Source organism: Mesorhizobium sp. WSM4307, assembly GCF_007003945.1.
In the GTDB taxonomy this organism is placed as follows: Bacteria; Pseudomonadota; Alphaproteobacteria; order Rhizobiales; family Rhizobiaceae; genus Mesorhizobium.
Window position 1 is genome coordinate 231,554 of record NZ_VFTB01000005.1, and the last position, 26,793, is coordinate 258,346.

Consider the following 26,793-nt stretch of genomic DNA (forward strand, 5'->3'; position numbering starts at 1 on the left):
TCCGGCCGCGCGCTCCTCCCTCAGCCGCGGCCGATTGCTGAAATTACTACTGCGGAAAATGGAAATCATGGCGGCGACGGGTCACGCCGCCCGACAGCTTGCTGTCTTGCATCTTTTCAACATCCCATCTGACCGCGGGCGCCCCGAAATGTCAGTCACGGGACGCTCTCGATTTCGTCTAGGAGCGGTATGTGACAACTGCGCGACGGTGAGAAGCGGCTGCTACAGCAACCCAGCCAGTTCCGCCTCGCGGCGCAGGTTCTGCCTCGGCCTTGGGCCGATCTGCTGGATCACAAGACCGGCCGCCAGTGAGCCAAGGTCGCCGCAGGTCTTGAGGTCGCGGCCTTGCGTATAGCCGTGCAGGAAACCGGCGGCATAGAGGTCGCCGGCGCCCGTCGTGTCGACCAGTTCCCGGATCGCCGTCGCCTGGATCACCACGGTCTCGTCGCCGCGCACGATGACCGAGCCTTTTTCCGACCGCGTGACGGCGGCTATTCCGCAGTCCTTGCGGATCTTGGCCAGCGCCTCGTCGAAGGACGATGTCTGGTAGAGCGACTTGATCTCGTGGCTGTTGGCAAAGACGATGTCGACCGTGCCCGACCGCATCAGCTCGAGGAATTCGTCGCGGTAGCGGTCAACGCAGAACGAATCCGACAGCGTCATGGAGACTTCGCGGCCTGCCGCGTGCGCCAGCCTGGCCGTCTGCCGGATCGCCTCCTTGGCGCGCGGCGGGTCCCACAGATAGCCTTCGAAATAGGTGACCTTGGCCGCAGAGGCCTTGTCGGCCTCGACATCCTCAGGCCCAAGCTCGACGCAGGCGCCGAGATAGGTGTTCATCGAGCGTTCGCCATCGGGTGTGACGAAGATCATCGAGCGTGCCGTCGGCGGCTCGCCCTGGAGCGGCTTGGTGTCGAAGGCGACGCCCTGCGCGCGGATGTCGTGCGCGTAGATTCCGCCCAGCGCATCGTTGGAGACCTTGCCAAAGAAGGCGGCGCGTCCGCCGAAGGAGGCAACACCGGCCGCCGTGTTGCCGGCGCTGCCGCCGGAGGCTTCGATCGCCGGACCCATCCGGCTGTACAGCAGTTCGGCGCGGTGGGTGTCGATGAGGTTCATCGCGCCCTTGATGATGCCGTTGGTTTCGAGGAATGCCTCCTCGCACTGGGCGATGATGTCGACAATGGCATTGCCGATGCAAAGCACGTCATAATCCGGCATCAATGTCTCCGCCAAAAACCCGAGCCGGCTTCTTGCCACGCTGGCCGGGCGCGGGTTTAGCGATTCGCGGCGGCTTTGCCTAGGGTGTGTTGCTATTGAGGTGCTGCCGGCCTGACCTGAACCGCAACGAACCCTGGAGCGCGACACGCCAGGCGCTACGACAATTCGACCGTGGACGAAGCATTTCGTCTGGCCGTCGCTTACAAGCTGGCTTTGCCGATCACCATCAAAGGCGAGCCAGTCCCCATGTCTGCAAAGAGCGACACGACCACCGACCTGGCCTTGCTCGGCGTGCTGGCTGTGCTGTGGGGCGCCTCCTACACCTTCATCAAGATCGGCGTCGAGACCATCCCGCCCGTCACCTTCATCGCCGCGCGCACCTTGATCGCCGGTGGCATCCTGTTGGCCATCATCCGCTGGCGCGGACTTGCCATGCCACGCGACACAGCCACCTGGCGCCGCTTCGCCTTCCAGGCCTGCCTCAACAGCGTCATACCGTTCACGCTGATCGCCGCGGCCGAGCGCTCGGTCGATGCCGGCCTCGCCACCATCCTCAACGCCACCTCGCCGATCTTCACCTTCCTGCTCACCGCTCTGATCACCCGCCATGAGCCGGTCACGGTGCGCAAGTTGATCGGTGTCGGCGCCGGCATAGCCGGAATATGCCTCATCGTCGGCACCGAGGCGCTGGGTGGCATCGGCCACGAGCTGTGGGCGCAGGTCGCCATCGTCGCGGCAACGATCTGCTATGCCGGCGCCGCCATTTTCGGCCGTGGCTTCAAGGGCCTCGATCCGATGCTGCCGGCGGCAGGCTCGATGCTGTGCGGCGCGGTCATGCTGGTGCCGCTCAGCCTGGTGGTCGACCAGCCCTGGACGCTCTCGCCATCGACGGCGTCGATCCTGGCTCTGCTCGGCCTGTCGGTGTTTTCGACCGCGCTTGCCTTCGTCATCTATTTCCGCCTCATCCACACGCTGGGTTCGGTCGGCACCACGTCACAGGCCTATCTGCGCGTGCCGATCGGCGTCGGCATCGGCGCCGTCTTCCTCGGCGAAAGTCTGGGGCCGACGGCATGGCTGGGCATGGCTTTTGTCGTGTCCGGCGTCGCGGCCATGACCATCCCGGTTAGAAAGTCGGCCTTTGCCCGATAGCGATATGCTTGTGCTCGCGGCCAGCGCTGCCTATCTCGGGAGCCTCCGCCTGTCGGCGGTGTCCGCTGACCCGGGGGTTGAAGCACGGTGATTTTCGACGCTGCCCGCATCGCGGTCCTCGAGCTGCTCTCGCCGCCGTTTCGTGCCGTGTTCATCAAGACGCTCGGCCTGACCGTGCTGGCGCTGGTAGCCTTGTGGTTTGGCCTGACCAGTCTTGTCGAGTGGCTGGCTTTGCCATGGCTCCAGACATTGCTGCCGGGCATGCCGTCCTGGGCCGGCTGGCTTGGCGGCATCATCGCGGCCATCGCCCTTGCCTTCGGCATGGCCTTGCTCGTCGCCCCGGTCACGGCGGTGATCGCCGGCCTGTTCCTCGACGATGTCGCCGAAGTACTCGAGTGCACCGACTGTCCCCGCGACCCCGTCGGGCGCGCCATGCCGGCATTGCGCTCGCTGGTGCTGGCGATAAAATTCCTTGGCGTCGTCATCCTCGGCAACATCGTGGCGCTCATGCTCCTGCTGGTGCCCGGTATCAACATCGCCGCCTTCTTCATCGTCAACGGCTATCTGCTCGGCCGCGAATTCTTCGAATTCGCCGCGATGCGCTTTCGCCCTGAGGACGAAGCCAGGGCCTTGCGCCGGCAGTATGCCGGCACGGTGTTTCTCGCCGGGCTGGTCATAGCGGCCTTCCTTGCCGTGCCGCTGCTCAATTTGCTGACGCCGCTCTTCGCCGCCGCCATGATGGTGCATCTGCACAAGGCGGTCTCGGCGCGGGAAGCCGCCGCTGACCGCGGTCGCCATATGACGGCCGCCGTTTAATCGGCGGATTTGCCGAACAGCGCCTGCAATTTGCCGAACGGCATGGCGGCGCGGGTGAAGCCGAACGTGCCGTCCTGCTGGATTTCGCGCGTCGCCGTCTCCAGCATGCCATAGGCGAAATTGGTCAGCCAGGGCCCGAGCGAAATGCGCTTCACGCCAGCCTTTGAGAGATCGGCGATGGTGAAGCCCGGTTTCGCCATGACGTTGACCGGCTTGCTGACCGCCGAACACAACGTTTTCACCATCTCGACATCGCCGATCCCAGGCGCATAGAGCACATCGGCGCCGGCCTTCTCGAAGGCCTGCAGCCGCTTGATGGTGTCGTCGAGATCGGGCTTGCCCCACAGAAAATTCTCGGCCCGCGCGGTGAAGACGAAATCGCGTTTCAAGGCCCGAGCCGCCTCCACCGCCGCCGCGACGCGCTCGACCGCGTGGGAGAAATCATAGATCGGCCTGTCGGGATCGCCGGTGTGGTCCTCGATCGAGCAGCCGGCAAGGCCGGCCGCTTCCGCCGCGAAGATGGTTTCGGCGGCCCGCTCGGCACTGTCGCCCTTGCCTTTCTCGAGATCGGCCGAGACCGGCAGGTCGGTCGCCGCCGTCACCTCGCGGCAGTGATGGATCATCTGCTCGAAGGTCACCGCGCCGTCCGGCAGGCCGCGCGAAAAGGCAAAGCCGGCGCTGGTCGTCGCCAGCGCCTTGAAGCCGAAGGATCCGAGCAGCTTGGTCGTGCCCGGATCCCAGGGATTGGGCATGACGAAGGTCGAGGCATGCAGGTCGCGAAAGATCTTGCCCTTGTCCATGAATGCTCCCCATCAGAAGTGTCGGGGCGGATGCTATCGCGCCGTCTTCGGCCGGGCAAATAAATGCGCTTGGTTCAGAAGCGTTTCTCGTTCTCAGCTGCCAATTTCTCGAATGCGTCGGAATCCTTGACGTAGCGCGATGTCTTCTTGTCCCAATGATAGGTGACGGAAATGCCGTGCGACGACGCTTCGGGCGGCGCGTCATCGCAGCTTTCATCGCTTGGCACGGTGCTGTCGGTGACCGTCGCCTTGACGGCGGCATAGGGTTGGCCGTCGGCGATGGTCTGGAAGGCCACATCCTGCTTGCGGCTGTAGGCGCAGAGCCTTTCGTCGAACGTGTAGATCATGTCGATCAGCTCGAATTTGTCGTCGCGGACCATGATCAGCGGGGTGATCACATAGCCCTGGCTCGAATTGAAATGCGTGCTCATGGTGATCAGCATGTCGTCGCCGGCGCCGATCGAAAGCTTGTTCGGCTCGCGGAAATAAGTGCTGCGGTCGACCGCGACATTGGCCGCATCGAGCAGTTTCGGCTTGGCCGTGACGTCGTAGAGCGCCAGCACCGCATAGCCCTCTGCGCTGTCGGGAGAATCGCCAAGGTCGAACAGCATGGCCAGCCGGCCCTTGCCGCCGGCCTTGACGGCAAGCACGGCGGCGTTGGAGAAGCTGGATGTCTCGGGCGGCGAGCCGCCGCTATCCGGTCCTTCGATGTGGCGCATCTCGATCGGCAATCCGCCCTTGTAGAAACCGTCTCCGTCCGCGGCGAGGCTCGGAATGACCATTCTGGCCAGGTCGAGATAGGTAACATCGCTGCGGCCGGGCAGCGAGCTGCCGAGATCCGGGAAGCTGACGGCTTGCGCGCCGGCCGCGGACCACAGGAACGGCAGCAGCATCACGGCGAGGATCAAGCGGAAAAAGTTCGTTGGCATGAGCGCCCCCCAAGATCAGGCCACTCACGCTAGCACGGGTTCCAGCATCGCGCAGCCGTGCTGGACCCGGATCAGTGGATCGGCACAAGACCAGCCAGTTCGCGCATGTCGTCGAACAGGATGCCGCCGGCCTCGATCAGGCCGTCGCGATCGGAATAGGGATCGCCATGATAGGAAAACACCCGCATGCCGGCGGCGATGCCGGCCTGCGTGCCGGCGACGCTGTCCTCGATGACGATGCAGTCGGCCGGCGCGAAGCCCAAGGACTTGGCCGCATGCAGGAACAGGTCGGGGAACGGCTTGCCGCGCCCGACCATGGTCGAGGAAAACATCGCATGTTCGAACAGCGGCAACAGCCCGGTCTGGCCCAGCGTGATGTGCATCTTCGAAATCCGGGCCGAGGTGGCGACGCAATAGGGGATGCCGGCCGCGCGGACCGCCTCGATGAACTCCCGCACGTAGGGGATCGCTTCGACGCCATGGGAGAATAGGTCCGGCAGGCCGGCATTCCAGCGATCGACGAACTCGGCGCCGAGACGAACCTCGGTCCGCTCTTCGATCTCCTTCTGCACCGAGGCCATGCTGCGGCCGGAGAAATTCCTGCGGCAATATTCGAAGCTTGTCGGATAGCCGGCGGCCGTCAACCATTCGGCGAGGCGTCGATTGGCGAGATTCTCCGTGTCGACGAGAATGCCGTCGCAGTCGAAGATGACCAGCTTTGGTATTTGCATCAGGCGGTGCCGGTCGATCCGAACCCGCCCGAACCACGCGCCGTGCCGCCGGCCAGCGAACGCTCTTCGACGGCCACCTGCGTCACCGCGGCGAAAACGATCTGGGCGACGCGCATGCCGCGCGTCACGGCAAAATCCTCGTCGCCGAGATTGATCAAAAGCACCTTCACCTCGCCGCGATAGTCGCTGTCGACCGTGCCGGGTGAATTGAGGACGGTGAGGCCATGCTTGAAGGCGAGGCCGGAGCGCGGCCGCACCTGGCCTTCCATGCCTTCGGGGATTTCCAGGATCAGCCCGGTCGGCACCAAAGCGCGTTTCCCAGGCAGGATCAGCAGTGGCCGGTCGTCGGGTACCGCCGCGCGAAGATCCATGCCGGCCGCGCCGGCGCTTTCGTAGGCGGGGAGGGGAAGTCCTTCAGCATGCGGCAATCTGACGAAGCCGACGGTCGGACCGATGACGGAGGAGTTTTGGAGGGCTGCGCGCATAAAATCGATCCTATCGGCGCGATTGCCGATTCGGTCAATTCGCCCGCGCCGCTATCAACGGCTTTCTTTCAGGCATCACTATGGCCTGAGCACGCTTTAGCGCACTTCCATTGGAACAACCGTCGTCTCCTTGATCTCCTCCATGACGAAGGAGGCGGACACATCGGACAGCGCCACCTTGGCGATCAGCCGCTGGTAGAGCCGGTCGTAAGCCTTCACGTCGGCAACGCGGGCACGCAGGACATAGTCGAGGTCGCCGGACATGCGATAGACGCCGGTGATCTCGGGAAGGCTGGTCACCGCCGCCCGAAACTTTTGCAACCAGTCGGGATCATGGTTGGAGGTACGGACCAGGATGAACACCGAAAGGCCAAGCCCGAGCTTGTCGGCATCGACCAGCGCCACGCGGCCGGTGATGACGCCATCCTCCTCCAGCCGCTTGACGCGCCGCCAACAGGCATTGCGCGACAACGCCACCCGTTCAGACAGCTGGTCGACCGACAGCGTGCCGTCGCGTTGCAATTCGGTAAGCAGTTTTCGGTCTATTTCATCGATATCCAGCGCCATGTTGGGATATTTGTCCCGCAGAGTGACAAAATACAAGGACATTTTGAGACCGATGAACCGGCGAAGCGTGTCAGGATACTCATATCTGAACGCAAGCGCTGAAGGGGACCTCAATGTCGGTTGCAAGGATCTTCACTTCCCATCCCGCCAAGGTCGGCGAAACCTATTTCGGCCATATGGCCTTTGCCGCCTGGTTCTCCTCGCGCCTGCTGCTGGCGGCCGGCGCCGCCCTCGTTCACGCTTTCTTGCCATTTCTCTTCGAGACTACCGCCAGCCGAATCGTCCGCGAGCTTTACGACCGGACGCACAACAGAGGCACACACGCGACCAAGGAGCCGGCGGCTCTCATGGATCGCGCCTAGAGGACGACAGAAGCGATGTGCCGGTGGGCGGCCTATCTCGGTGAAGCGGTCTTTCTTGAAGACATTCTCACGGCGCCCTGCCACTCGCTGATTGCCCAGAGCCATTGCGCCCAGGAAGCCAAGTCGCCGACCAATGGCGACGGTTTCGGCCTCGCCTGGTATGGCGACCGGCCGGAGCCCGGCCTCTACCGCGACATCCTGCCGGCCTGGTCCGATCCCAATCTGAAGAGCCTGTGCCGGCAGATCAAATCCGGCCTGTTCCTCGCCCATGTGCGGGCCTCGACCGGCGGCGCCACCAGCCGCATGAACTGCCATCCCTTCATCTCCGGTTCCTGGTCGTTCATGCACAATGGCCAGATCGGCGGCTTCGAGAAAATCCGCCGCGCGCTGGAGAATTCGCTGTCCGACGCCGTCTTCGACCAGCGCGAAGGCACCACCGATTCCGAATTGTTCTTTCTCCTGATGATCGACGAGGGCTTGGCCGGCGACCCGCAAGGCGCGGTCTCGCGCGCCACTGCCCGCGTGCTCGAAGCCTCGCGCCGGGCCGGCCTCGAACCTGCACTGAAACTCACCGCCGCCTTCTCGGACGGGCAGGCGATGCACGCGGTGCGCTATGCCACCGACGCCCATGCGCCGACGCTCTACACCTCCTCCTTGCGCAAAGGCGGCGGCCGCTGCATCGTCTCCGAACCTTTCGATCGCGAGAGCGGTGACTGGCAGGCGATCCCGCCGTCGAGTTTCGTCACCATGACTGGGGACGGGATCAGCATTCGGCCCTTTGCCCCGACGGCGGCGAAGTTGGCCTTGGTCGGGTAAATCCTTCTCTAAGTCGGAACCGCCGCAGGACAGGGGGCGCCGTAGAGCGCAGACCTCAACGGACGGTCGGCGCAATTTCGATCAAACACCACTAGGCCGCGAATGCTCAACTCTGCTTGAAGCCGTGCCGCTCTCCGCCATCTTGATCTGATGAGCGCGGCCAAGCCGGAGCATTCGCCATGGACATCGTTTTCTCCTCAACCGTCGAACTCGCCGCCGCCATCGCTCGTCGCAAAATCTCCGCCGTCGAAGCCCTCGACGCCCATCTGGCGCAGATCGACCGGCACAATGAAGGCGTCAACGCCGTCATCTCGCTCGACCGGGAGGGCGCGTACGAACGCGCCGGGAAGGCCGACGCGGCACTTGCGCGCGGGGCCACACCCGGGCCGTTGCATGGCGTTCCCTTCACGCTGAAGGATATGCACGAAACCATCGGCATGAAAACCACGGTGGGCTTCCCGCCCTTCGCCGACTATGTCGCCAGCCACGACAGCCTGGTCGTTGCGAGACTGAAGGCGGCCGGCGGCGTGCTGATGGCCAAGACCAATGTCGCCACCATGCTGTCGGACTGGCAGTCGAACAATCCGCTGTTCGGGCGCACGAGCAATCCATGGAACCTTGAGCGCACGGCGGGCGGCTCAAGCGGCGGCGCCGCGGCGGCGGTGGCGGCCGGCATGACGCCGTTCGATGTCGGCACCGACATGCAGGATTCCATCCGGCTTCCGGCCGCCTTCTGTGGCGTGTACGGCCTGAAGCCGACCGAACACCGCGTCTCGCTGGCCGGCGCCTTCCCAAATCCTGGCAATGCCGCGCGCAGCGTGCGGCTGATGTCTTGCCTCGGCCCGCTGGCGCGCTGCGTGGACGATCTGTCGCTGATCTATCAAATCATCGCCGGGCCGGACGGGCGCGACACCGATCTGGCGCCGGTGCCGGTCGAAATCACGCCGAAGCTCAGCACGAAGACCCTGCGAATCGCCTTCGCTCCGTCCTTGCCCGGCTTCCCGGTGGCCGGCGCTGTCGGCGCCGCAGCCGAAAATCTCGCAAGGCAGCTGCAATCGGCGGGAGCGATCGTGGAACAGGCGAAGCTGCCCGAGCTCGATCTGCACGACGATCTCGCGCAGGGCGGCGCGCTGATCGGTATGATGATGGAGGCCGCGCAGCCGGAGCCGCCGAAGCGGCCGACGTCGGTCTCGCGCTGGTTCGAGGCGCTTGCCCGCCGCGACAAATCCATTCTCGGCTGGGACCGGTTCTTTGACGATTGGGACGCGCTGCTCTGCCCGGTCGCGATGACCACGGCCTTTCCGCATTGCGAGCCGGGCACGCCGATCAGGATCGACAGCAAGGATCAAGACTACTGGATGCTGCCGGCCTATGGCGCCGTCTTCAACTACAGCGGCCATCCTGCACTTTCGATGCCGTGCGGAAAAGATCGCGACGGCCTGCCGATCGGCCTGCAATTGGTCGGCAAACGCTGGTCGGAGGCGCGGCTGCTTGGTGTCGCGGCGGCCATTGAGCCGCTTACCGGTGGCTTTCGCCGCCCGCCGGCTTATTGAGCAAAGCGCGACAGCCCATAGGGTGCCAGCAGCGGATCGCGCTCGCCGTCGAGGATTTCCCGGGTCGCAAACAGGCCGACGGCCGGCGCCAGCGTGATGCCCGAATGCATCACCGCGACATAGAGCCCGTCCATGCCCTCGGCGCGGCCGATGATCGGAAAGCCATCGATCGGATGGGGACGGTAGCCGATGGTGTGGAAATCGAGCTCCAGCCCTTCGGCGCCGCGCAATGCCGCCTTTGTCACCGCGAACAGGTCGCGCGCCGTCGCTTCGGGGTTTTGGCCGGGATCGCCGCCGGCGAAATCAGAGCCGGCGATGATGCGGCCCTCTGCCGTCTGGCGCATATGCAGTCTCTCGACATGCACCAGACCGTTGAGCAGCTTCTTGTATGGCCGCGAATGGACGATCAGGCCAGGTGGCGTTTCGATCGGCAGCTTGATGCCGGCCGTCGCGGCAATGTCGGGCGAGCCGACGCCAGCGGCGATCACCACTTCGTCGGCGGCAATCAGCCCATGCGATGTGTCCACGCCGGTCGTCCTGCCGTTGGTCTGGGCCAGCGCCGAGACCGTGCTGGCAATGACCCGCGCGCCATGCCGTTCGGCGTCTGCCAGCAAGGCCCTGGCCGTCGCGACCGGCTCGGCCACGCCTTCCTCCGCGACATGAACAGCGAATTCAGGCGGCTCGACCAGGTTGGGTTCGATTTGCGTCGCCCGCTCGCGGCCAACCCGTTCAATGCCGTAGCCCCATGAAGAATGTTCGGCCGCGTAGGCCTCGAGCCGGTCGGCCGGCAAGTCCCAGCACAGCCCGCCGCACCAGGCGAGCGGCAGCCCAGGCAGCTCGTTCGCCAGTCGCCTCCACTCGGCCATGGCGCGGGTGCGCAGCCGGAAATAGATTTCGGGGTTACCCCAGCTGGCGTTGATCCAGGCAAAGGAATTGGGCGTCGCGACGCCACCCGCGCCGCTTTCGGAAACGACCGTGACCTGGGCGCCTGCCCTGGTCAGATGCCAGGCGACCGAGGCGCCGATGATGCCGGCGCCGATGACGATCACTTGTTTCGCCGCAGCCATGTTCGCTCCTTTACCTGGTTGTCCGCCGAGGACGCTCTTGCAGTGCCACCCCGTTCGTCACTTGCCAACATCGGACACAGCAAAAATATGCGCTTGACATCAATACGTACGTACGTATTACTCGACCATGGCTAGACAATCACTCCGCGAAAAACTTCTCGACGCCGGTTTCCGGACCATCTGGAATTCAGGCTATGCCGCCGCCGGCGTGCGCGACATCGTTGCCGCCGCCGACGCCCGGCCGGGATCCTTCACCAACCATTTCGCCTCCAAGGAGGCGTTCGTCGGCGAAGTGCTGGACCGTTACTTCACCTATGTCAGCGGGCTGGTCGAGGCTGCGCTGGCGCAGGACGGCACGCCGCCCATAGGCAGGCTGCGCCGCTACCTCGACGTCATCACCTCGAAGCTCGAGGCGCATGACTGGGCGCACGGCTGCATGATCGGCAATCTCAGCCTCGAGACAGCCGTGCACAGCGAGCCGTTGCGCTTGCAACTCGTCGCCATCTTCGAGCGCTGGCGCCAGCCATTCGCCGTCTGCATCGCAGAAGGCCAGGCGGCCGGCGACATCGCCAAGACCTTTGAGGCCGAGGACCTCGCCGACTTCTTGCTGTCGTCCTGGCAGGGCGCCATGCTGCGCATGAAGGTCGAGCGCAGCCCCGAACCGCTCGAGCGGTTCAAGAAAGTCATCTTCAGCACAGTGTTTGCAAAGGAGCCGACCCCATGAGTTCGAAAGCCAACCCGCCTCAGCCCGTCGCCACCGCGCCGAAACGCTTGCAGATTCCCGTACTCGATTCGACCATGTCCTATGTCGAGGCGGGAGCGTCCGGCCCGACCGTGCTGTTCCTGCACGGCAACCCGACCTCGTCCCATATCTGGCGCAACATCATCCCGCATGTCGCGCCGTTCGGCCGCTGCATCGCGCCCGACCTGATCGGCTATGGCCAGTCCGGCAAGCCCGATATCGACTATCGCTTCTTCGACCAGGTCCGCTATCTCGATGCCTTCCTCGACGCCCTCGACATCAGCGATGTGGTGCTGGTCGCGCAGGATTGGGGCACGGCACTTGCCTTCCATCTCGCGGCAAGGCGGCCGCAGCGCATCCTCGGCCTTGCCTTCATGGAATTCATCCGGCCCTTCGAGCGCTGGGAGGATTTTCACCAGCGCCCGCAAGCCCGCGAAATGTTCAAGGCGCTCCGCACGCCCGGCGTCGGCGAAAAGCTGGTTCTGGAGGACAATGTCTTCGTCGAGAAAGTGCTGCCGGCCTCGGTGCTGCGCACGATGAGCGACGAGGAAATGGCCGCCTATCGGGCGCCGTTCCCGACGCCGCAATCGCGCAGGCCGGTGTTGCGCCTGCCCCGGGAAATGCCCATCGAAGGCCAGCCCGCCGACGTCGCCGCCATCAGCGCGCACGACCATCGCGCGCTGCGGCTGTCCACCTATCCGAAACTGCTGTTCGCGGGTGATCCGGGCGCGCTGATCGGGCCGCAGGCCGCGCGCGAATTCGCGGCCGGTTTGAAGAACTGCGGTTTCATCAATCTCGGGCCTGGTGCGCACTATCTTCAGGAGGATCAAGCCGACGCGATTGGCGGCGCTATCGCCAGCTGGCTTCCGGAGGTGGTTTTGGCGAACCGGATGGGCGAGTTGGCCTGAGGCAAGCCATGGCATCCGGCGGCGTCCGCGCCGCCGGACCGGTCGACAGCCCGGCACTACGCTGCTAGAAGCCCGGCCTGTCACACGGAAATCCCAGAGAATGCCCGAAACAATACCAGAGGAAGTGGCGCGCCGCCGCACCTTCGCGATCATCGCGCACCCCGACGCCGGCAAGACGACGCTCACCGAAAAGCTGCTGCTGTTCGGCGGCGCCATCCAGCTTGCCGGCGAGGTCAAGGCCAAGAAGGACAAGATCCAGACGCGCTCCGACTGGATGAAGATCGAGCGCGAGCGCGGCATTTCGGTCGTCACATCGGTGATGACCTTCGAGTATGAAGACAACGTCTTCAACCTGCTCGACACGCCCGGCCACGAGGATTTCGCGGACGACACCTACCGCACGCTGTCGGCGGTCGACTCGGCCGTCATGGTCATCGACGCCGCCAAGGGCATCGAGCCGCGTACGCTGAAACTGTTCGAAGTCTGCCGGCTGCGCGACATCCCGATCATCACCTTCGTCAACAAGATGGACCGCGAAAGCCGCGATCCGTTCGAGATTCTGGACGAGATCGAGCAGAAGCTGGCGCTGGATACCGCACCCATCACCTGGCCGATCGGCCGCGGCAGGACGTTTTCCGGCACCTATCACCTGGCGTTGAACGCGGTGCGCAAGGGCGACGACGAGAAGGAACGCACGCCGGTCAACGGTCCCGATTCCAACCGCGTCGCCGGGCTGCTGCCGGAGAACGAGCGCGAGGCCTTCATCGAGGAACTGGAACTCGCGCGCGAAGCCTGCCGGCCGCTCGACATCGACGCCTTTCGCGAGGGCCATCTGACGCCGGTCTATTTCGGCTCGGCGCTGCGCAATTATGGCGTGCGCGACCTGATCGAGGCGCTCGGCGCCTTCGGGCCTCCGCCGCGCGCGCAGGAGGCCGACACCCGCAAGGTCGAGGCGACCGAGGACAAGATGACCTCCTTCGTCTTCAAGATCCAGGCCAACATGGATCCCAACCACCGCGACCGTATCGCTTTCGTGCGCGTCTGCTCGGGCAAGCTCGAGCGCGGCATGAAAGCCAAGCTGGTGCGAACGGGCAAACCGATGAGCCTGTCGGCGCCGCAGTTCTTCTTCGCCCGCACCCGCGTCACGGCGGATGAAGCCTTTGCCGGCGACGTCGTCGGCATTCCCAACCATGGCACGCTGCGCATCGGCGACACGCTGACCGAGGGCGAGGAGATTCTTTTCAGGGGCGTGCCGAACTTCGCCCCGGAAATCCTGCGCCGCGTGCGCCTCGGCGACGCCATGAAGGCCAAGAAACTCAAGGAAGCGCTGCACCAGATGGCCGAGGAAGGCGTCGTGCAGCTGTTCTCGCCCGAGGATGGCTCACCGGCCATCGTCGGCGTCGTCGGCGCCCTGCAGCTCGATGTGCTGAAGGAGCGGCTGAACTTCGAATACACGCTGCCGGTCGAATTCGAAATGTCGCGCTTTTCCGTCTGCCGCTGGATCTCGGCCGACGACAAGGCCGAGACGCTTCGCTTCATCGAGGCGCATCGCGGCGACATCGCCAGGGACCTCGACAACGACCCGGTATTTCTGGCCCAGCACGCTTTCTCGCTGAACTACGAAGCCGAGCGCTGGAAAGCGATCCGCTTCGCCACGATCAAGGACTATCAGGTCCGCGACAAGGCGGCTTGAGCGCCAGTTTCCCTTCTCCCCCTTGGGCAGAAGGGAAGATCACGGCTCTCACCCTTTCGCCGCCTCTTCCAGCTTGGCGATGTCGATCTTGCCCATCTGCATCATCGCATCCATCACCCGGCCGGCCTTGGCCCGGTCCGCATCCCCGAGCAGGCGCGGCAGCTGTTCCGGCACGACCTGCCAGGAAACGCCGAACTTGTCCTTCAGCCAGCTGCATTGCGATGGTTCGCCGCCGCCTTCGATGAGCCTGTCCCAGAAATAATCCACCTCTTCCTGTGTCTTGCAGTCGATCGACTGTGACATCGCTTCGTTGAACTTGAATTGCGGTCCGCCGTTCAGCGCCTGGAACTGCACGCCGTCGAGCTCGAACGTGGTCACCAGCACTTTGCCTTCATCGGCGTGGCCTTCGGGCCAACGCATCACGCTCAGCACCTTCGAATTCTTGAAGATGGAGACGTAGAAATTCATCGCCTCTTCGGCCTGGTCGTCGAACCACAGGCAGGTGGTGATCTTTTGCATGTCGTGCTCCTCGGTTGCTTTTGCTGTTACGATGAAACGGTTGACTCCGAGAATGGTGCCATCTCCGTACCGTCCGCCCAAGGACGGTCCTGCGCGACGCGATCCGACAGCCGCATGTAATTTCTTTCGGGAGCTCGCGTTTTTCGGGAGACTCTGGCGCATTGCAAAAATGTGGCCAGACCATACTTGCGCGTCTATAAAGCCAGCGATCCGAATTCAGCTCCGCCGCGTCATTCCCGGGCTGCGGCCAGCCACCAAGGAAAAAACATGCCTGCCTATCGCTCCCGCACCACCACCCATGGCCGCAACATGGCGGGCGCCCGCGGCCTGTGGCGCGCCACTGGCATGAAGGATTCGGATTTCGGCAAGCCGATTATCGCGGTGGTCAATTCCTTCACCCAGTTCGTGCCGGGCCATGTGCATTTGAAGGACCTCGGCCAACTGGTGGCACGCGAGATCGAGAAGGCTGGCGGCGTCGCCAAGGAATTCAACACCATCGCCGTGGATGACGGCATCGCCATGGGCCATGACGGCATGCTCTATTCGCTGCCGTCGCGCGAGCTGATCGCCGACTCCGTCGAATACATGGTCAACGCCCACTGCGCCGACGCCATGGTCTGCATCTCCAATTGCGACAAGATCACCCCCGGCATGCTGATGGCCTCGCTGCGCCTCAACATTCCGACCGTCTTCGTCTCCGGCGGGCCGATGGAAGCCGGCAAGGTGGTGCTGGCCGGCAAGACCCAGGCGCTCGACCTGGTCGACGCCATGGTCGCGGCCGCCGACGACAAAATCTCCGACGAGGACGTCAAGGTCATCGAGCGCTCGGCCTGTCCGACCTGCGGCTCCTGCTCGGGCATGTTCACCGCCAATTCGATGAACTGCCTGACCGAGGCGCTCGGCCTGTCGCTGCCGGGCAACGGCTCGACGCTGGCCACGCATGCCGACCGCAAGCGGCTGTTCGTCGAGGCCGGCCATCTCGTCGTCGATCTGGCCCAGCGCTATTACGAGCAGGATGACGAAACGGCACTGCCGCGCACCATTGCCTCGAAAGGCGCCTTCGAAAACGCCATGACGCTCGACATCGCCATGGGCGGCTCGACCAACACCGTGCTGCACATCCTGGCCGCCGCCCATGAGGGCGAGGTCGACTTCACGATGGAGGATATCGACCGGCTGTCGCGGCGGGTTCCGGTGCTCTGCAAGGTGGCGCCGGCCAAGTCCGACGTCCACATGGAAGACGTTCATCGCGCCGGCGGCATCATGGCCATCCTCGGCCAGCTCGATAATGCCGGGCTGATCAACCGCGACCTGCCGACCGTGCACACATCAAGCCTCGGCGAGGCGCTCGACCATTGGGATATTTCCCGCACCTCCAGCCAGAATGTCCGCGACTTCTTCCTCGCAGCTCCCGGCGGCGTGCCGACGCAGGTCGCCTTCAGCCAGGAACGCCGCTGGGACGAGCTCGATCTCGATCGTGAAAAGGGTGTCATCCGTTCGGCGGAAACGCCATTCTCGAAAGATGGCGGTCTTGCCGTGCTGAAAGGCAATCTGGCGCTCGATGGCTGCATCGTGAAGACGGCCGGCGTCGACGAATCGATCCTGAAGTTCACCGGCCCGGCGCGGGTGTTCGAAAGCCAGGACGCCAGCGTCAAGGCCATCCTCTCCAACGAGATCAAGGCCGGCGACGTCGTCGTCATCCGCTATGAGGGGCCGCGCGGCGGCCCCGGCATGCAGGAGATGCTCTACCCGACCAGCTATCTGAAGTCGAAGGGCCTCGGCAAGGCCTGCGCGCTGGTCACCGACGGCCGCTTCTCCGGCGGCACGTCGGGCCTGTCGATCGGTCATGCGTCGCCGGAAGCCGCCGAAGGCGGCACGATCGGACTGGTGCAGGAAGGCGACACGATCGAGATCGACATCCCCAACCGCACCATCCGCCTCGCTGTCAGCGACGCCGAACTTGAAGCGCGCCGGGCGGCGATGGAAGCCAAGGGCGCCCTGGCCTGGAAGCCGGAGGAAAAGCGCAAGCGCAAGGTGACGACCGCGCTGCGCGCCTACGCCGCCTTCGCCACCAGCGCCGACAAGGGCGCCGTGCGGAAAGTGCCGGAATAGCACGTTTCTTCCTTCTCCCCTTGTGGGAGAAGGTGTCGCCGAAGGCGACGGATGAGGGGTGTTCCAGGGAACGCCAACGTCTCACTCCGCTGGAACACCCCTCATCCGTCTCGGCGCTGACGCGCCGATCCACCTTCTCCCACACGGGGAGAAGGAAGAATCCTCACGGCATCAGCTGATATTCATAGAGCTTCTGGTAAAGCCCGCCCTGCGTGAGCAGGGCACGATGCGGCCCGCTCTCGACCACCTTGCCGCCTTCCAGCACCACGATCGTGTCGGCCTGGTGCACGGTCGACAGGCGGTGCGCGATGACGATCGTCGTGCGACCTTCGGTCAGCTGCTGCAGCGCGTCGCGGAACAGCGCTTCGGATTCGGCGTCGAGCGCGCTGGTCGCCTCGTCCAGCAGCAGGATTTCGGCGTTGCGCAGCATGGCACGCGCGATCGAGATGCGTTGGCGCTGGCCGCCCGACAAGAGGCCGCCATTCTCACCGACATCGGTCTCGTAGCCCTTCGCCTGCGCCACAATGAAGTCATGCGCGTTGGCGGCCTTGGCGGCGGCGATCACCTCGTCATCGGTCGCGTCCTGCCGCCCAAGCCGAATGTTGTGCATGATGGTGCCGGCAAACAGGAACGTGTCCTGGCTGACATAGGCGATCTTTTCCCGCAGCGAGGCGAGCGTGGCATGGGAAATATCCTGGCCGTCGAGCAGCACCTTGCCGTTCTTCGGGTCATACATGCGCATGATCAGGTTCAGGATCGTCGACTTGCCGCCGCCGGAGGGCCCGACCAGCGCCGTCATCTTTCCCGGCTCAAGGGTGAGGTCGAACCGGTCGAGCACTGGCGGCCCATTCTGGTAGGCGAAGCTGACGGCGTCGAACCGGATCTCGCCCGGTCCGGCCCGAAGCGGCTTTGCATCGGGCTTCTCGGCCAGTGTCAGCGGCTCGTCGGCGAGCTGGAACATCATGCGCACGCCGACAATGCCGCTTTCCAGTGAGATGCGCACGCGCGCCAGGCGCTTTGCCGGTTCATAGGCGAGCAGCAGCGCCGCGATGAACGCCATGATGTTGCCGGGCATCTGGCCGCCCTGCAGAACCAGGAGGCCGCTGACCATGACGGCGCCGGCGATCGCCAGCCCGGCCAGCGTCTCCATCACCGGGCTGGTCACCGCTTCCAGCGCGGCAATGTTGTTGGCCCGATCCTCGACGTCTGCCACCGCCTTGTACATGCGCTTGCGCATCAAGCTTTCGAGGTTGAAGGATTTGACCACGCGCACGCCGATAGCGGTTTCTTGCATCACCTGAACGATCTGGCCAACCGAGCGGAACTCCATGGCGGCGAACTTGCGCACACGCTTCAGGATGCGGTTGACGCCATAGATGGCCACAGGCCCGGCGACGAAGCAGATCAGCGACAGCACCGGCTGCTGCCAGACCATGACACCAACCAAGGCAAGCAGGGTCACCAGATCGCGCACATAGGAGGTGACGATCAGGTCGAGCACGTTGCGTGCCGCCTGGGCATTGTTGGTCATGCGGGTGATCAGGTCGGATGACGAGGTCGAATGGTAGAATTCGATGCCTTGCGCCAGGATGCGGTCGTATATCTTGCGCTGCCGGTCGGCGATGATGGCATTGCCGACCCGGCTCATGAAATAGGCCTGGACGAAATTGGCGAGGCCCTTGAGGATGAAGATCCCGGCGACCGCCGCGGCGATCATGTTGACGCGGTCGACCCGCTTGTCGATCACGAATTCATTGGTGATTTCGCGCAGGATCCAGGCGCTGGCGGCGGTCATGCCGGCCACCACCAGCATCGAAAGAATGGCCGCGCCATATCCGAACATATGCTCCCGGAACGATTCCTTGACCAGCCTTGCGACGAGGCGCTGGTTTTCCGTCGAGCGGAAGAAACGAAACAAAGGCTGATCCTTGGTGGCGCAATAACGAAGGCGGCTTATAGAGGGAGTTGTCGCCGGATGGAACCATTGGCGGCTTCTGGAAAGAAACCGCTGCGTCAAGCTGTCTTTTGCGACACGATGGCAAAGTGATTCTTCAGGCGAGATGACGGCAGATGGATTTCGACCTTATCGTTCGTGGCGGCACGCTGCCGGATGGCAGGATTGCCGATATCGGCATCAGCGGCGAGACAATCGCCGCGATCGAGCCCAAATTGCAGGGTTCCGCCCGGGCCGAGGTCGATGCCAGCGGGAATCTGGTCTCGCCCCCTTTTGTCGATCCGCATTTCCATATGGATGCCACGCTGTCCTACGGCATTCCGCGCATCAACGCCTCGGGCACGCTCTTGGAAGGCATTGCGCTATGGGGTGAGCTGAAGCCGCTTTTGACGCATGAGGCGGTGCGCGACCGGGCGCTCGCCTATTGCGACTGGGCGGTATCGATGGGCCTGCTCGCCATCCGCACCCATGTCGACGTCTGCGACGACAGGCTGCTGGCGGTCGAGGCCCTGCTCGACGTCAAGAAAACGATCGCGCCCTACATCGACCTGCAACTCGTGGCCTTTCCGCAGGACGGTTTCTACCGCTCGCCGAAGGCGCGTGAAAACACCATCCGTGCGCTGGACATGGGCGTCGACATCGTCGGCGGCATTCCGCATTTCGAACGCAGCATGGCAGACGGCACGCGCTCGGTGACAGAACTGTGCGAGATCGCGGCCAAACGTGGCCTGATGGTCGACCTGCATTGCGACGAGACCGACGACCCACTGTCGCGCCACATCGAGCAACTGGCTTATGAAACGCAGCGCCTTGGCCTGCAGGGCAAGGTGGCCGGCTCGCACCTCACCTCCATGCATTCGATGGACAATTACTATGTCTCGAAGCTTCTGCCGCTGATCGCCGAGGCCGGCGTTTCAGCTATCCCCAATCCGCTGATCAACATCATGCTTCAGGGCCGCCACGACACATTTCCAAAGCGCCGCGGCCTGACCCGGGTCAAGGAGATGCAGGCGCTCGGCATCCGTGTCGGCTGGGGTCAGGATTGCGTGCTCGATCCCTGGTACTCGCTGGGCACCGCCGACATGCTCGACGTCGCCTTCATGGGCCTGCACGTCGCGCAGATGTCGAGCCCGGCCGACATGGCGCGCTGCTTCGACATGGTCACCAACGTCAACGCCGCCATCATGGGTCTGGACCATCTCGGTCTCGCCGTCGGCAAGCGCGCCAGCCTCGTCGTCCTCGACGCCGGCAATCCGATCGAGGCCCTGCGCCTGCGCGCCGAGCGCATCTGCGTCATCGCCAGGGGCAAGGTGGTGTCGCAACGGACGCGGCAGGATACAAGGCTTTCCATCCCGGGCAGGCCGGCACTGGTCAACCGCAGGCACAAAGCCACGTAGGCCCAGCCGATTCCCGGTCCTGGTTTGGCGATTTCCCGGATTCCTCTCGTCAAAGCCGCCGCTTCCGTCTACGACGCGACTTGAGCGAGGGAGGAATCGGGATCGGCATGACGCAACCCGTTGCGCAGAATTCCACAATCAGGAACGTGCTTCTGGCCGGCATTCTGCTGATGCTGGCCGGCGACTTCCTGTTTGCGCTGAACGATGCGATGGGCAAGTGGCTGGTCGCCAGCTTCTCCGTCGGCCAGGTGGTTCTGATCCGGTCCATCGGCGCCTTCTTCGTTCTCGGGCCGATGATCGCGCATCAGGGCACCGCCAGGCTGTTTCGCATGGAACGCCCTGAACTGCAGATCTTGCGTGTCGTCATGACCACGCTCGACACCGCACTCTTCTATGCCGCGGTCGTCTATCTGCCGCTTGCCGACGTCATGAGTTTCTACATGGCGGGGCCGATCTATGTCGCGGCGCTCTCACACCTGCTGCTCGGCGAAAAGGTCGGCTGGCGCCGCTGGGTGGCGATCCTGCTCGGCTTCTGCGGCGTGGTGATCATGCTGAAGCCCTCCTCCGCGGCATTTTCGCTGTCGTCGAGCTTCGCGCTTGCCGGCAGCATCGCCTTTGCCTTCGCCATCATCCTCAACCGGCGACTGCGCAGCACCAGCGACACCAACCTGGTGACATGGCAGACGATAGGCACGCTGCTGGTCGGTGGCGTGCTGACCATGGGCGCCTGGCAAACCCCCTCGGCGCTCGATTTCGGCGCCATGCTGCTGCTCGGCATCGTTTCCTGCAGCGCCCATCTGATGATCACGCGGGCGCTCAAGCTGGCGCCGGCCTCGACGCTGGCGCCGCTGCACTACACGCTGCTCCTGTGGGCCGTGGTGTTCGGGCTGGTGTTCTTCGGCGACGTCCCCGGTCCGCGCATCCTGATCGGCTCCGGCATCATCGTGCTGGCGGGCCTGTTCATTTTCCATCGCCAAAAGGTGGTCGACACTACTGTGCCGCCCGAAAACGTGCCGAAGGGCGTGAATTAAGGCGGTTCCAGGAAATTGTAAGAAGGCTTTCCGTCCGCGATTGGGTCTAAACAAAGCATACGGCACGTCACAGGCTGCCGTTTCGAAGCTCCGCACCCAGCGGCGGAAGGCTATCATGCGGAATTGTCGGAGTTTCCGATCAGAAAATCCGATATTTACATCGATACTTTGCGGTGTACGTTGCCTTTCGGGCTCAATACGGGATTGATTCTTGTCCGGGCGACGCAGGATCAGCATCCCAAGAAAACTGCGACAGCGGGGGGGGGCGATGATGGGAAGTTTTTCCATATGGCATTGGCTGATCGTTTTGATCCTGATCGGCTTGCCGCTGGTGTTTATTCTAAGAGCAGCGCCAGCCGGCGCCAACCGGTTCGGAGAAATGCCGCCTTCGATGAATTTCGGTGAAGCCGTTTCAAGCTTCTTTCGAAATTACGTGAATTTTTCCGGCAGGGCCAGCCGCTCGGAGTTCTGGTATTCCTATCTTTTCATTTTCATTGTCGGCGTCGTTCTTGTCATAGTCGATGCCATTGTGAAGAATGAAATCATCTCATCGATCTGGAATCTTGCCATCCTTCTGCCGACGCTTGCCATGACCGCTCGCCGACTGCATGACATCAACAGAAGCGGTTGGCATCAACTCCTTGCGGGGTTGTTCCCCATCGGCACCATTGCGTTGATCATTTGGTATTGCAAAAAATCCGACGACACGGTGACTTTGACCGAAATAGAGAGGGTTTTCAGGTAGGCTGGGGCTCCTGCCATATGGATTTGCTTTAACCCATACGCAAAGCCGCCAGATGCCTTGAAAACTCCCGCGTCTCCATCAACGCCTTGCAGCGGGCGAAGCGGCCGTCGGCATAGGCGCGGAAATCGTCGACGGGATTTTCGTTGGCAAGCTGGATCAGCCCCCACAGCGTCCAGAGCAGATCGCACATGGCCTTGTAGATGACGACGCGGCCGTGCTCCGCCGGCCTCGCCTCGCCGCCGAAATAGGCGCGCATCAATTCTTCGTCCTGGTTCGCATCGAACTTGCCTTCCACGCTGAGGTCGCCGAGATCCCAGAGCGGGTCGTTCATCCCCGAATATTCCCAGTCGACGATCCACATCCGCTCGCCCGTATCGAGGAAGTTCTCGCACAGCGGATCGCAATGGCAGGCGACGAGCGGAAGCGGATGAGCGGCAAGCGCCGAGCGCACGCTGCCGGCCTCGCGCACCACCTCGTGATAGCCGGCAGGCAGGGTGACGTCCTTGGTCGACAGCACCTTGAGATAGTCGTCGATCATCGCGAAAAGTTCGAAGCGGAAGGGGAACACCGCACCGGACGCGTGCAGCTTGCGGAAGGCTTCGCCGGCCCGGGCTGGACTGCCCGGTCTCTCCCTGAATTTTTCCGGCGACATGGTCTGCGCGCCCGCGATGAAGCGCGTCACCATCACGCCGGTATCGGCGTCGGCATACAGCACCTGCGGGCTGACGCCGGCTTTAGCGGCCTCGCGCGCGGCCACCGCTTCGTTGGCTCGGTTGATGTATTCCGCAGTGCCTTTGCCCGGAATGCGCAGGCAGAGATCGCCGGCCCTGAAGACGAGATTGGTGAGGCCGCCAAGCCGCTCCAGCGGCCCGGTATAGCCGGCAAGCATGGGAATGGCGGCCAGCTTCGCCCGCGCTTCGTCTGTCACCATGCCCGCGCCCCCACGCCGTTATTTCTCACCGCAACGGTTCCACAATTTTCGCCGTTTGGCTATCATCCGATCAAAGGCAACTTGATCAGGCGACACAGCAGCGATGACGGACGGTAAACACTTGGACGCGCTCAGCGCGGCCTACGCAGCCAAACGCCCGGAGGAGGTGGCCGCACTCTATGATCGCTGGTCGCAGACCTATGACGCCGACATGTCTGCCGCCGGTTATCGTCATCCGACGATCTGCCTTGCCCTGCTGGCCCGCCATCTGCCGCGCGGCGCGGCGCCGCTGCTCGATGCAGGCGCGGGCACCGGGCTCATCGGCGAATGGCTCGATATATCAGGCTATCCTGAAGTCGAGGCGCTGGACATCTCGCAAGGCATGCTGGACCAGGCCGCCCGCAAGGGTGTCTATTCCGCGCTGCATTGCCTCGCGCTCGGCGGCACGCTGCCCTTTGCCGACGATGCCTATGCCGGGATCGTCTCGGCCGGTGTCTTCACTTCAGGCCATGTCGGCGTCGAAGGGCTGGATGAGCTGATCCGCATCTGCCGGCCCGGCGGGATCATCGTGCTGACGGTCAAGAACACGCTGTGGGATCAGGGTTTTGCCGCACGCATCGCCGAACTCGAAGCACAAGGCGTCGTCACCCGTGCCGAGGAAACGCGCCCTTACGTCTCGATGCCGGGCGAGGCCGACACCGTGCCCAGCCGCGGCCTTGCCTTGCGGGTGAACTAGAGCAATTCCAGGAAAAGTGTAAGCGGTTTTCCCGGGAAAAGCGCATAGCGCTTCCCTTGGGAATTGCGTCAATACAAAGAGTTAGAGCGATTCGTCGTTTCCATGAAACGGTGAAACGCTCTAGGCCTTTACCCTCTCCGCTGTCGGGTCGAACATCGGCTCGAGATGGATTCTGGCCGGCGTCCGCTCCATTGCGACGACCAGCTCGTAGTCGCCGGCGGCGAGGAAATCGTCGCTCACCCCGTCGCCGTTGCGTACATAGCCGTAGCCGATGTTCTTGCCCAGCGTGTAGCCATAGCCGCCGCTGGTCAGATAGCCGACCGGCTCGCCATTGCGCAGGATGGTCTCTCGGCCGAGCAGCACGATTTCCGGATTGTCGACCGTGAAACCGGCAAAACGCTTCTTCAAGGGCGCGCCGACCACCTTCTCCAGCGCGCGCCGGCCGACGAAATCGGTGTTCTTTCTGAGCTTGACCGCCCAGCCGAGGCCGGCTTCCTGCGGCGTCTCGTTGGGTGTGATGTCGGAACCCCAGGCGCGGTAGCCCTTTTCCAGCCGCAGCGATTCCAGCGCCCGGTAGCCGACCGGGCGGATGCAATGCGTCTTGCCGGCCGCCATCAGCGCGTCGAAGACTTCGCCTGTCGCCGCGATCGGCACATGCAGTTCCCAGCCGAGTTCGCCGACATAGGTGACACGCAGCGCCCGAATCGTGTGGCCGGCAATGGCGATCTCGCGCACATGGCCGAACGGGAACGAAGCATTCGACACATCGGCATCGGTCACCGCGGCGAGCACGTCGCGCGCCCGCGGTCCCATCAGCGACAGTGTGCCGAAATCCTCGGAGACATCGGTCAATTCCGCATCGTGACCCTCGCCGATATGGTCGCTGATCCACGAGGCATCATGCGTGCGGAAGCCGGTGCCTGTGACGATGTAGAATTTCTCCTCGGCCAGCCGCGCGACGGTCAGGTCGGCCTCGATGCCGCCGCGCGTGTTGAGAAGCTGCGTGTAGGTCAGCCTTCCGACCGGTTTGCTGACGTCGTTGGCGCAAATCCAGTCGAGCGCCTTGGCCGCGTCGGGTCCGCTCAATTCGTATTTGGCGAAGGACGACTGGTCGAAGATGGCGACCTTCTCGCGTACATGCCGGTGCTCGTCGCCGACCGCTGAAAACCAGTTCTGCCGGCCCATTGAATAGATGTCCCGCGGCTCGACGCCCTCCGGTGCGAACCAGTTCGGCCGCTCCCAGCCGAGCTTCGAGCCGAACACGGCGCGCTGCTGCTTCAGCCTGTCGTAAAGCGGCGAGACGATGCGCGGCCGGCCGCTGGCATACTCCTCGTGCGGGAAGCCGATCGTGTAATGCTTGCCATAGGCTTCCAGCGTCCGCTCGCGCACCCATTGCCGGTCGCGGTGCAGGTTGGAGAAGCGCCTGATGTCGACCACCCACAGGTCGAGCGGCGCCTCGCCGTCCACCACCCATTGCGCCAGCACCCAGCCGGCGCCGCCGCCAGAGGCGATGCCGAAGGCGTTGAAGCCGGCGCCGACGAACATGTTGGCACATTCTGGTGCCGTGCCGAGGATGAAATTGCCGTCCGGCGTGAAGCTTTCCGGCCCGTTGATCATCTGCTTGACGCCGACGGTTTCCAGCGCCGGCACACGCGCGATCGCCTGTGTCATATGCTGCTCGAAATGGTCGTAGTCGTCGTCGAACAGCCGGAACTCCCAGTCGTTGGGCACGTCGCCGCCGGGGAGATCGGTCGCCCAGGACTGCGGGTTCGGCTCATAGCCGCCCATCACCAGTCCGCCGACCTCCTCCTTGAAATAGGTGCGCCGGTCGGGGTCGCGCAGCGTCGGCGCGTCGGTCGCCAGGCCATCGATCTTCTCGGTGATGATGTATTGGTGCTTCACCGGCTGCAGCGGCACGTTGATGCCGGCCATCGCGCCGACCTGCCGCGCCCATTGTCCGGCGCAGTTCACCACCTTGTCGCAGGCGATGTCGCCTTGATCGGTCTTCACCGCCGTGATGCGGCCGCCCTCCATCTCGAAGCCGGTGACGCGGACATTCTCATAGAGCTTGGCGCCATGCATCCGCGCGCCCTTGGCCAGCGACTGCGTGATGTCGGAGGGGCTGGCCTGTCCGTCTGTCGGCAGCCAGGAGGCGCCGACGAGATCGCCGGTTTCCATCAGCGGCCACATCGCCTTGACCTCGGCCGGGGACAAAAGATGCATGTCCATGCCGAAGCTCTTCGCCGTGGTCGCCAGCCTTTTGTACTCGGTCCAGCGGTCGGCATTGGTGGCGAGCCGCAGGCAGCCGGTCATCTTCCAGCCGGTGGCAAGGCCGGTTTCGGCCTCCAGCCCCTTGTAGAGGTCGACCGAATATTTGAGCACGCGGGTGATCGAGGCGGACGAGCGCAATTGCCCGACCAGGCCGGCGGCGTGCCAGGTCGAGCCCGAGGTCAACTTGCCCTGTTCGAGCAGCACGACGTCGGCCTTGTGGTCGCGCGCCAGATGATAGGCCGTCGAGCAGCCGATGATGCCGCCGCCGATGACGACGATGGCGGCCTGGCTGGGCAAGGTCATGATTTCAGGATCCCGTATTTTGTCCGGTAGTTTTCCAGCGCCGCGTCGAGCCGCACCAAATTTTCCTCGGTGTAGGCGACGTAGTCGATGCCGGGCGCGTCGAGATAGAGTTCCGAAACCATGCTCCACATCGCCTCGCGCAACAGCGAGGCGCATTGCATGGCGGCGTGCGAGCGGCGGATCGCCTCGTCCGGCTCCTTCATGAAATAGGCGGTCAGGAAGGCGAAGGATTCCGCGTCGCTCATGCCGGCGTTCGAGGCGACGCCGGCGAGGTCGAACATTGCCGTGTTGAAGCCGGCATATTCGAAATCGATCAGCCACAGCCTGTTGCCGTCGTCGAGAATATTAGCCGGCAATAGATCATTGTGACCGAAGACGATCGGCAGCAATTTCTGCGCCCGCTCCAGTTCGTCGGCCAGCGTCAGCAGACGCGGCAAGTCGTTGCGCTTGCGGCTGTTGCCCTCCTCGAGCGTGCGCGCATAGTCGCGGATGACGTGGAACACCCAGAACATGAAGCCGGCGCCGGAGACATGGTTCGGCATCTCGCGATGGAAGGATCGCAGCAGGGCCGCCACGCGCCCGAGATTGGCGCGCACGTCTTCGGCGAGGTAGGTCCTGGCGCCGAGAAACTGCGTCACCAGGATGCCAGGTTCGGAATAGCGCACGGCCGGCGCGAAGCCGGCGGCATGGGCCGCCCGCGCGGTCATCACCTCGCGCTCGCGGAAGACATGGTGGAAGGGATAGTCCTGGCCGAAGCGCACGACATGTTTGCCGGCAGCGTCACTGACCACATAATTGGCGTTGCTCAGGCCGCCGGGCAGGGGGGCGATCTCGATGGCGCCGGTCCAGCACGGCAGGGCGCGGATGCGATCTTCGGCAATCACGGGATCATCCCTGGTTTGCTGGGCTTCGACAAGGCGCCATGGACAGCGCGACGAGAGCGGGGAGAAACGCAAATAAT

The 26,793-nt window shown here is 63.8% G+C and carries 25 protein-coding genes; 13 read left to right on the forward strand and 12 right to left on the reverse strand.

All coding sequences use genetic code 11. The features are described 5' to 3' along the window. Nucleotides 1–222: 222 nt before the first annotated feature. Nucleotides 223–1,215 (reverse strand): adenosine kinase, encoded by a 993-nt coding sequence (locus FJV83_RS13795; RefSeq protein ID WP_095771691.1) that lies wholly within the window; start codon nt 1,213–1,215, stop codon nt 223–225. A 246-nt stretch (nt 1,216–1,461) separates the two neighbouring features. Between FJV83_RS13795 and FJV83_RS13800 the strand changes: the two genes are divergently transcribed. Then, nucleotides 1,462–2,364, forward strand: coding sequence for an EamA family transporter (locus FJV83_RS13800; RefSeq protein ID WP_142886167.1), 903 nt, complete (start codon nt 1,462–1,464; stop codon nt 2,362–2,364). 87 nt (nt 2,365–2,451) lie between these two features. After that, nucleotides 2,452–3,180 (forward strand): sulfate transporter family protein, encoded by a 729-nt coding sequence (locus FJV83_RS13805; RefSeq protein ID WP_142886168.1) that lies wholly within the window; start codon nt 2,452–2,454, stop codon nt 3,178–3,180. Here the strand turns inward: FJV83_RS13805 and FJV83_RS13810 are convergent. From FJV83_RS13810 to FJV83_RS13830, 5 genes are all read right to left on the reverse strand, one after another. Continuing rightward, on the reverse strand, nt 3,177–3,980 hold the full coding sequence (locus tag FJV83_RS13810; RefSeq protein ID WP_095771694.1) for an oxaloacetate decarboxylase: 804 nt from the start codon (nt 3,978–3,980) through the stop codon (nt 3,177–3,179). The two genes, FJV83_RS13805 and FJV83_RS13810, sit on opposite strands and share 4 nt — an antisense overlap. A gap of 74 nt (nt 3,981–4,054) precedes the next feature. Further along, nucleotides 4,055–4,909 carry a hypothetical protein gene (locus tag FJV83_RS13815; RefSeq protein ID WP_142886169.1) on the reverse strand — a complete coding sequence of 285 codons (855 nt, stop codon included), beginning with the start codon at nt 4,907–4,909 and terminating at the stop codon, nt 4,055–4,057. 71 nt (nt 4,910–4,980) lie between these two features. After that, the gene (locus FJV83_RS13820; protein ID WP_185973400.1) at nt 4,981–5,640 is read right to left on the reverse strand and encodes an HAD family phosphatase; all 660 of its coding nucleotides are present in this window, start codon (nt 5,638–5,640) and stop codon (nt 4,981–4,983) included. Then, nucleotides 5,640–6,125 (reverse strand): dUTP diphosphatase, encoded by a 486-nt coding sequence (gene dut / locus FJV83_RS13825; protein ID WP_095771697.1) that lies wholly within the window; start codon nt 6,123–6,125, stop codon nt 5,640–5,642. Before dut ends, FJV83_RS13820 begins: the two co-directional genes overlap by 1 nt. A 96-nt stretch (nt 6,126–6,221) precedes the next feature. Next, complete coding sequence (locus FJV83_RS13830) at nt 6,222–6,692, reverse strand: Lrp/AsnC family transcriptional regulator (protein ID WP_095771948.1); 471 nt, start codon at nt 6,690–6,692, stop codon at nt 6,222–6,224. 113 nt (nt 6,693–6,805) lie between these two features. Here FJV83_RS13830 and FJV83_RS13835 point away from each other — a divergent pair, with 113 nt between their 5' ends. The 3 genes from FJV83_RS13835 to FJV83_RS13845 all read left to right on the forward strand — a co-directional run bounded on the left by FJV83_RS13835 (nt 6,806) and on the right by FJV83_RS13845 (nt 9,423). Continuing rightward, on the forward strand, nt 6,806–7,054 hold the full coding sequence (locus FJV83_RS13835; protein WP_095771698.1) for a DUF6356 family protein: 249 nt from the start codon (nt 6,806–6,808) through the stop codon (nt 7,052–7,054). 15 nt (nt 7,055–7,069) lie between these two features. Further along, the gene (locus tag FJV83_RS13840; RefSeq protein ID WP_142886171.1) at nt 7,070–7,870 is read left to right on the forward strand and encodes a class II glutamine amidotransferase; all 801 of its coding nucleotides are present in this window, start codon (nt 7,070–7,072) and stop codon (nt 7,868–7,870) included. Nucleotides 7,871–8,049: 179 nt separating this feature from the next. Next, nucleotides 8,050–9,423, forward strand: coding sequence for an amidase (locus FJV83_RS13845; protein ID WP_142886172.1), 1,374 nt, complete (start codon nt 8,050–8,052; stop codon nt 9,421–9,423). Here FJV83_RS13845 and FJV83_RS13850 read toward each other — a convergent pair. Further along, nucleotides 9,417–10,490, reverse strand: coding sequence for an FAD-binding oxidoreductase (locus tag FJV83_RS13850; protein ID WP_142886173.1), 1,074 nt, complete (start codon nt 10,488–10,490; stop codon nt 9,417–9,419). The two genes, FJV83_RS13845 and FJV83_RS13850, sit on opposite strands and share 7 nt — an antisense overlap. Before the next feature lie 127 nt (nt 10,491–10,617). Here FJV83_RS13850 and FJV83_RS13855 point away from each other — a divergent pair, with 127 nt between their 5' ends. From FJV83_RS13855 to FJV83_RS13865, 3 genes are all read left to right on the forward strand, one after another. After that, on the forward strand, nt 10,618–11,214 hold the full coding sequence (locus FJV83_RS13855; protein ID WP_142886174.1) for a TetR/AcrR family transcriptional regulator: 597 nt from the start codon (nt 10,618–10,620) through the stop codon (nt 11,212–11,214). Continuing rightward, nucleotides 11,211–12,140, forward strand: coding sequence for a haloalkane dehalogenase (locus FJV83_RS13860; protein ID WP_142886175.1), 930 nt, complete (start codon nt 11,211–11,213; stop codon nt 12,138–12,140). The genes FJV83_RS13855 and FJV83_RS13860 overlap by 4 nt, the downstream gene beginning before the upstream one ends. 100 nt (nt 12,141–12,240) lie before the next feature. Continuing rightward, complete coding sequence (locus tag FJV83_RS13865) at nt 12,241–13,833, forward strand: peptide chain release factor 3 (RefSeq protein ID WP_019862922.1); 1,593 nt, start codon at nt 12,241–12,243, stop codon at nt 13,831–13,833. A gap of 48 nt (nt 13,834–13,881) precedes the next feature. Here the strand turns inward: FJV83_RS13865 and FJV83_RS13870 are convergent, their stop codons facing one another. Further along, a complete protein-coding gene (locus tag FJV83_RS13870; RefSeq protein ID WP_095771705.1) occupies nt 13,882–14,352 on the reverse strand; it encodes a VOC family protein in 471 nt (156 codons plus the stop codon). Nucleotides 14,353–14,619: 267 nt separating this feature from the next. Here FJV83_RS13870 and ilvD point away from each other — a divergent pair, with 267 nt between their 5' ends. Then, a complete protein-coding gene (gene ilvD, locus FJV83_RS13875) occupies nt 14,620–16,464 on the forward strand; it encodes a dihydroxy-acid dehydratase (protein WP_142886176.1) in 1,845 nt (614 codons plus the stop codon). A gap of 163 nt (nt 16,465–16,627) precedes the next feature. Here ilvD and FJV83_RS13880 read toward each other — a convergent pair whose 3' ends face one another. Then, nucleotides 16,628–18,382: an ABC transporter ATP-binding protein gene (locus FJV83_RS13880; protein ID WP_142886177.1), complete on the reverse strand. Its 1,755-nt coding sequence runs from the start codon at nt 18,380–18,382 to the stop codon at nt 16,628–16,630. Between the two features lie 152 nt (nt 18,383–18,534). On the opposite strand from FJV83_RS13880, the gene FJV83_RS13885 reads away from it, so the two are divergent. The 3 genes from FJV83_RS13885 to FJV83_RS13895 all read left to right on the forward strand — a co-directional run bounded on the left by FJV83_RS13885 (nt 18,535) and on the right by FJV83_RS13895 (nt 21,591). Then, complete coding sequence (locus FJV83_RS13885; RefSeq protein WP_142886178.1) at nt 18,535–19,815, forward strand: amidohydrolase family protein; 1,281 nt, start codon at nt 18,535–18,537, stop codon at nt 19,813–19,815. A gap of 107 nt (nt 19,816–19,922) precedes the next feature. Then, entirely contained in the window at nt 19,923–20,846 is a 924-nt protein-coding gene (locus FJV83_RS13890; RefSeq protein ID WP_142886179.1) for a DMT family transporter, read from the forward strand. Between the two features lie 271 nt (nt 20,847–21,117). After that, nucleotides 21,118–21,591 (forward strand): DUF805 domain-containing protein, encoded by a 474-nt coding sequence (locus tag FJV83_RS13895; RefSeq protein WP_142876273.1) that lies wholly within the window; start codon nt 21,118–21,120, stop codon nt 21,589–21,591. A gap of 28 nt (nt 21,592–21,619) precedes the next feature. On the opposite strand, the gene FJV83_RS13900 is transcribed toward FJV83_RS13895, so the two are convergent. Then, nucleotides 21,620–22,522, reverse strand: a complete 903-nt coding sequence (locus tag FJV83_RS13900; protein ID WP_142876262.1) for a phosphotransferase family protein — start codon at nt 22,520–22,522, stop codon at nt 21,620–21,622. Nucleotides 22,523–22,625: 103 nt separating this feature from the next. Here FJV83_RS13900 and FJV83_RS13905 point away from each other — a divergent pair, with 103 nt between their 5' ends. After that, nucleotides 22,626–23,258 (forward strand): class I SAM-dependent methyltransferase, encoded by a 633-nt coding sequence (locus tag FJV83_RS13905; RefSeq protein WP_142886180.1) that lies wholly within the window; start codon nt 22,626–22,628, stop codon nt 23,256–23,258. Nucleotides 23,259–23,378: 120 nt separating this feature from the next. Here FJV83_RS13905 and FJV83_RS13910 read toward each other — a convergent pair whose 3' ends face one another. Together FJV83_RS13910 and FJV83_RS13915 are read right to left on the reverse strand one after the other, a co-directional pair. Beyond that, nucleotides 23,379–25,832: an FAD-dependent oxidoreductase gene (locus tag FJV83_RS13910; RefSeq protein WP_142886181.1), complete on the reverse strand. Its 2,454-nt coding sequence runs from the start codon at nt 25,830–25,832 to the stop codon at nt 23,379–23,381. Further along, nucleotides 25,829–26,716 (reverse strand): phosphotransferase family protein, encoded by an 888-nt coding sequence (locus FJV83_RS13915; protein ID WP_095771714.1) that lies wholly within the window; start codon nt 26,714–26,716, stop codon nt 25,829–25,831. Before FJV83_RS13915 ends, FJV83_RS13910 begins: the two co-directional genes overlap by 4 nt. Nucleotides 26,717–26,793 lie beyond the last annotated feature (77 nt).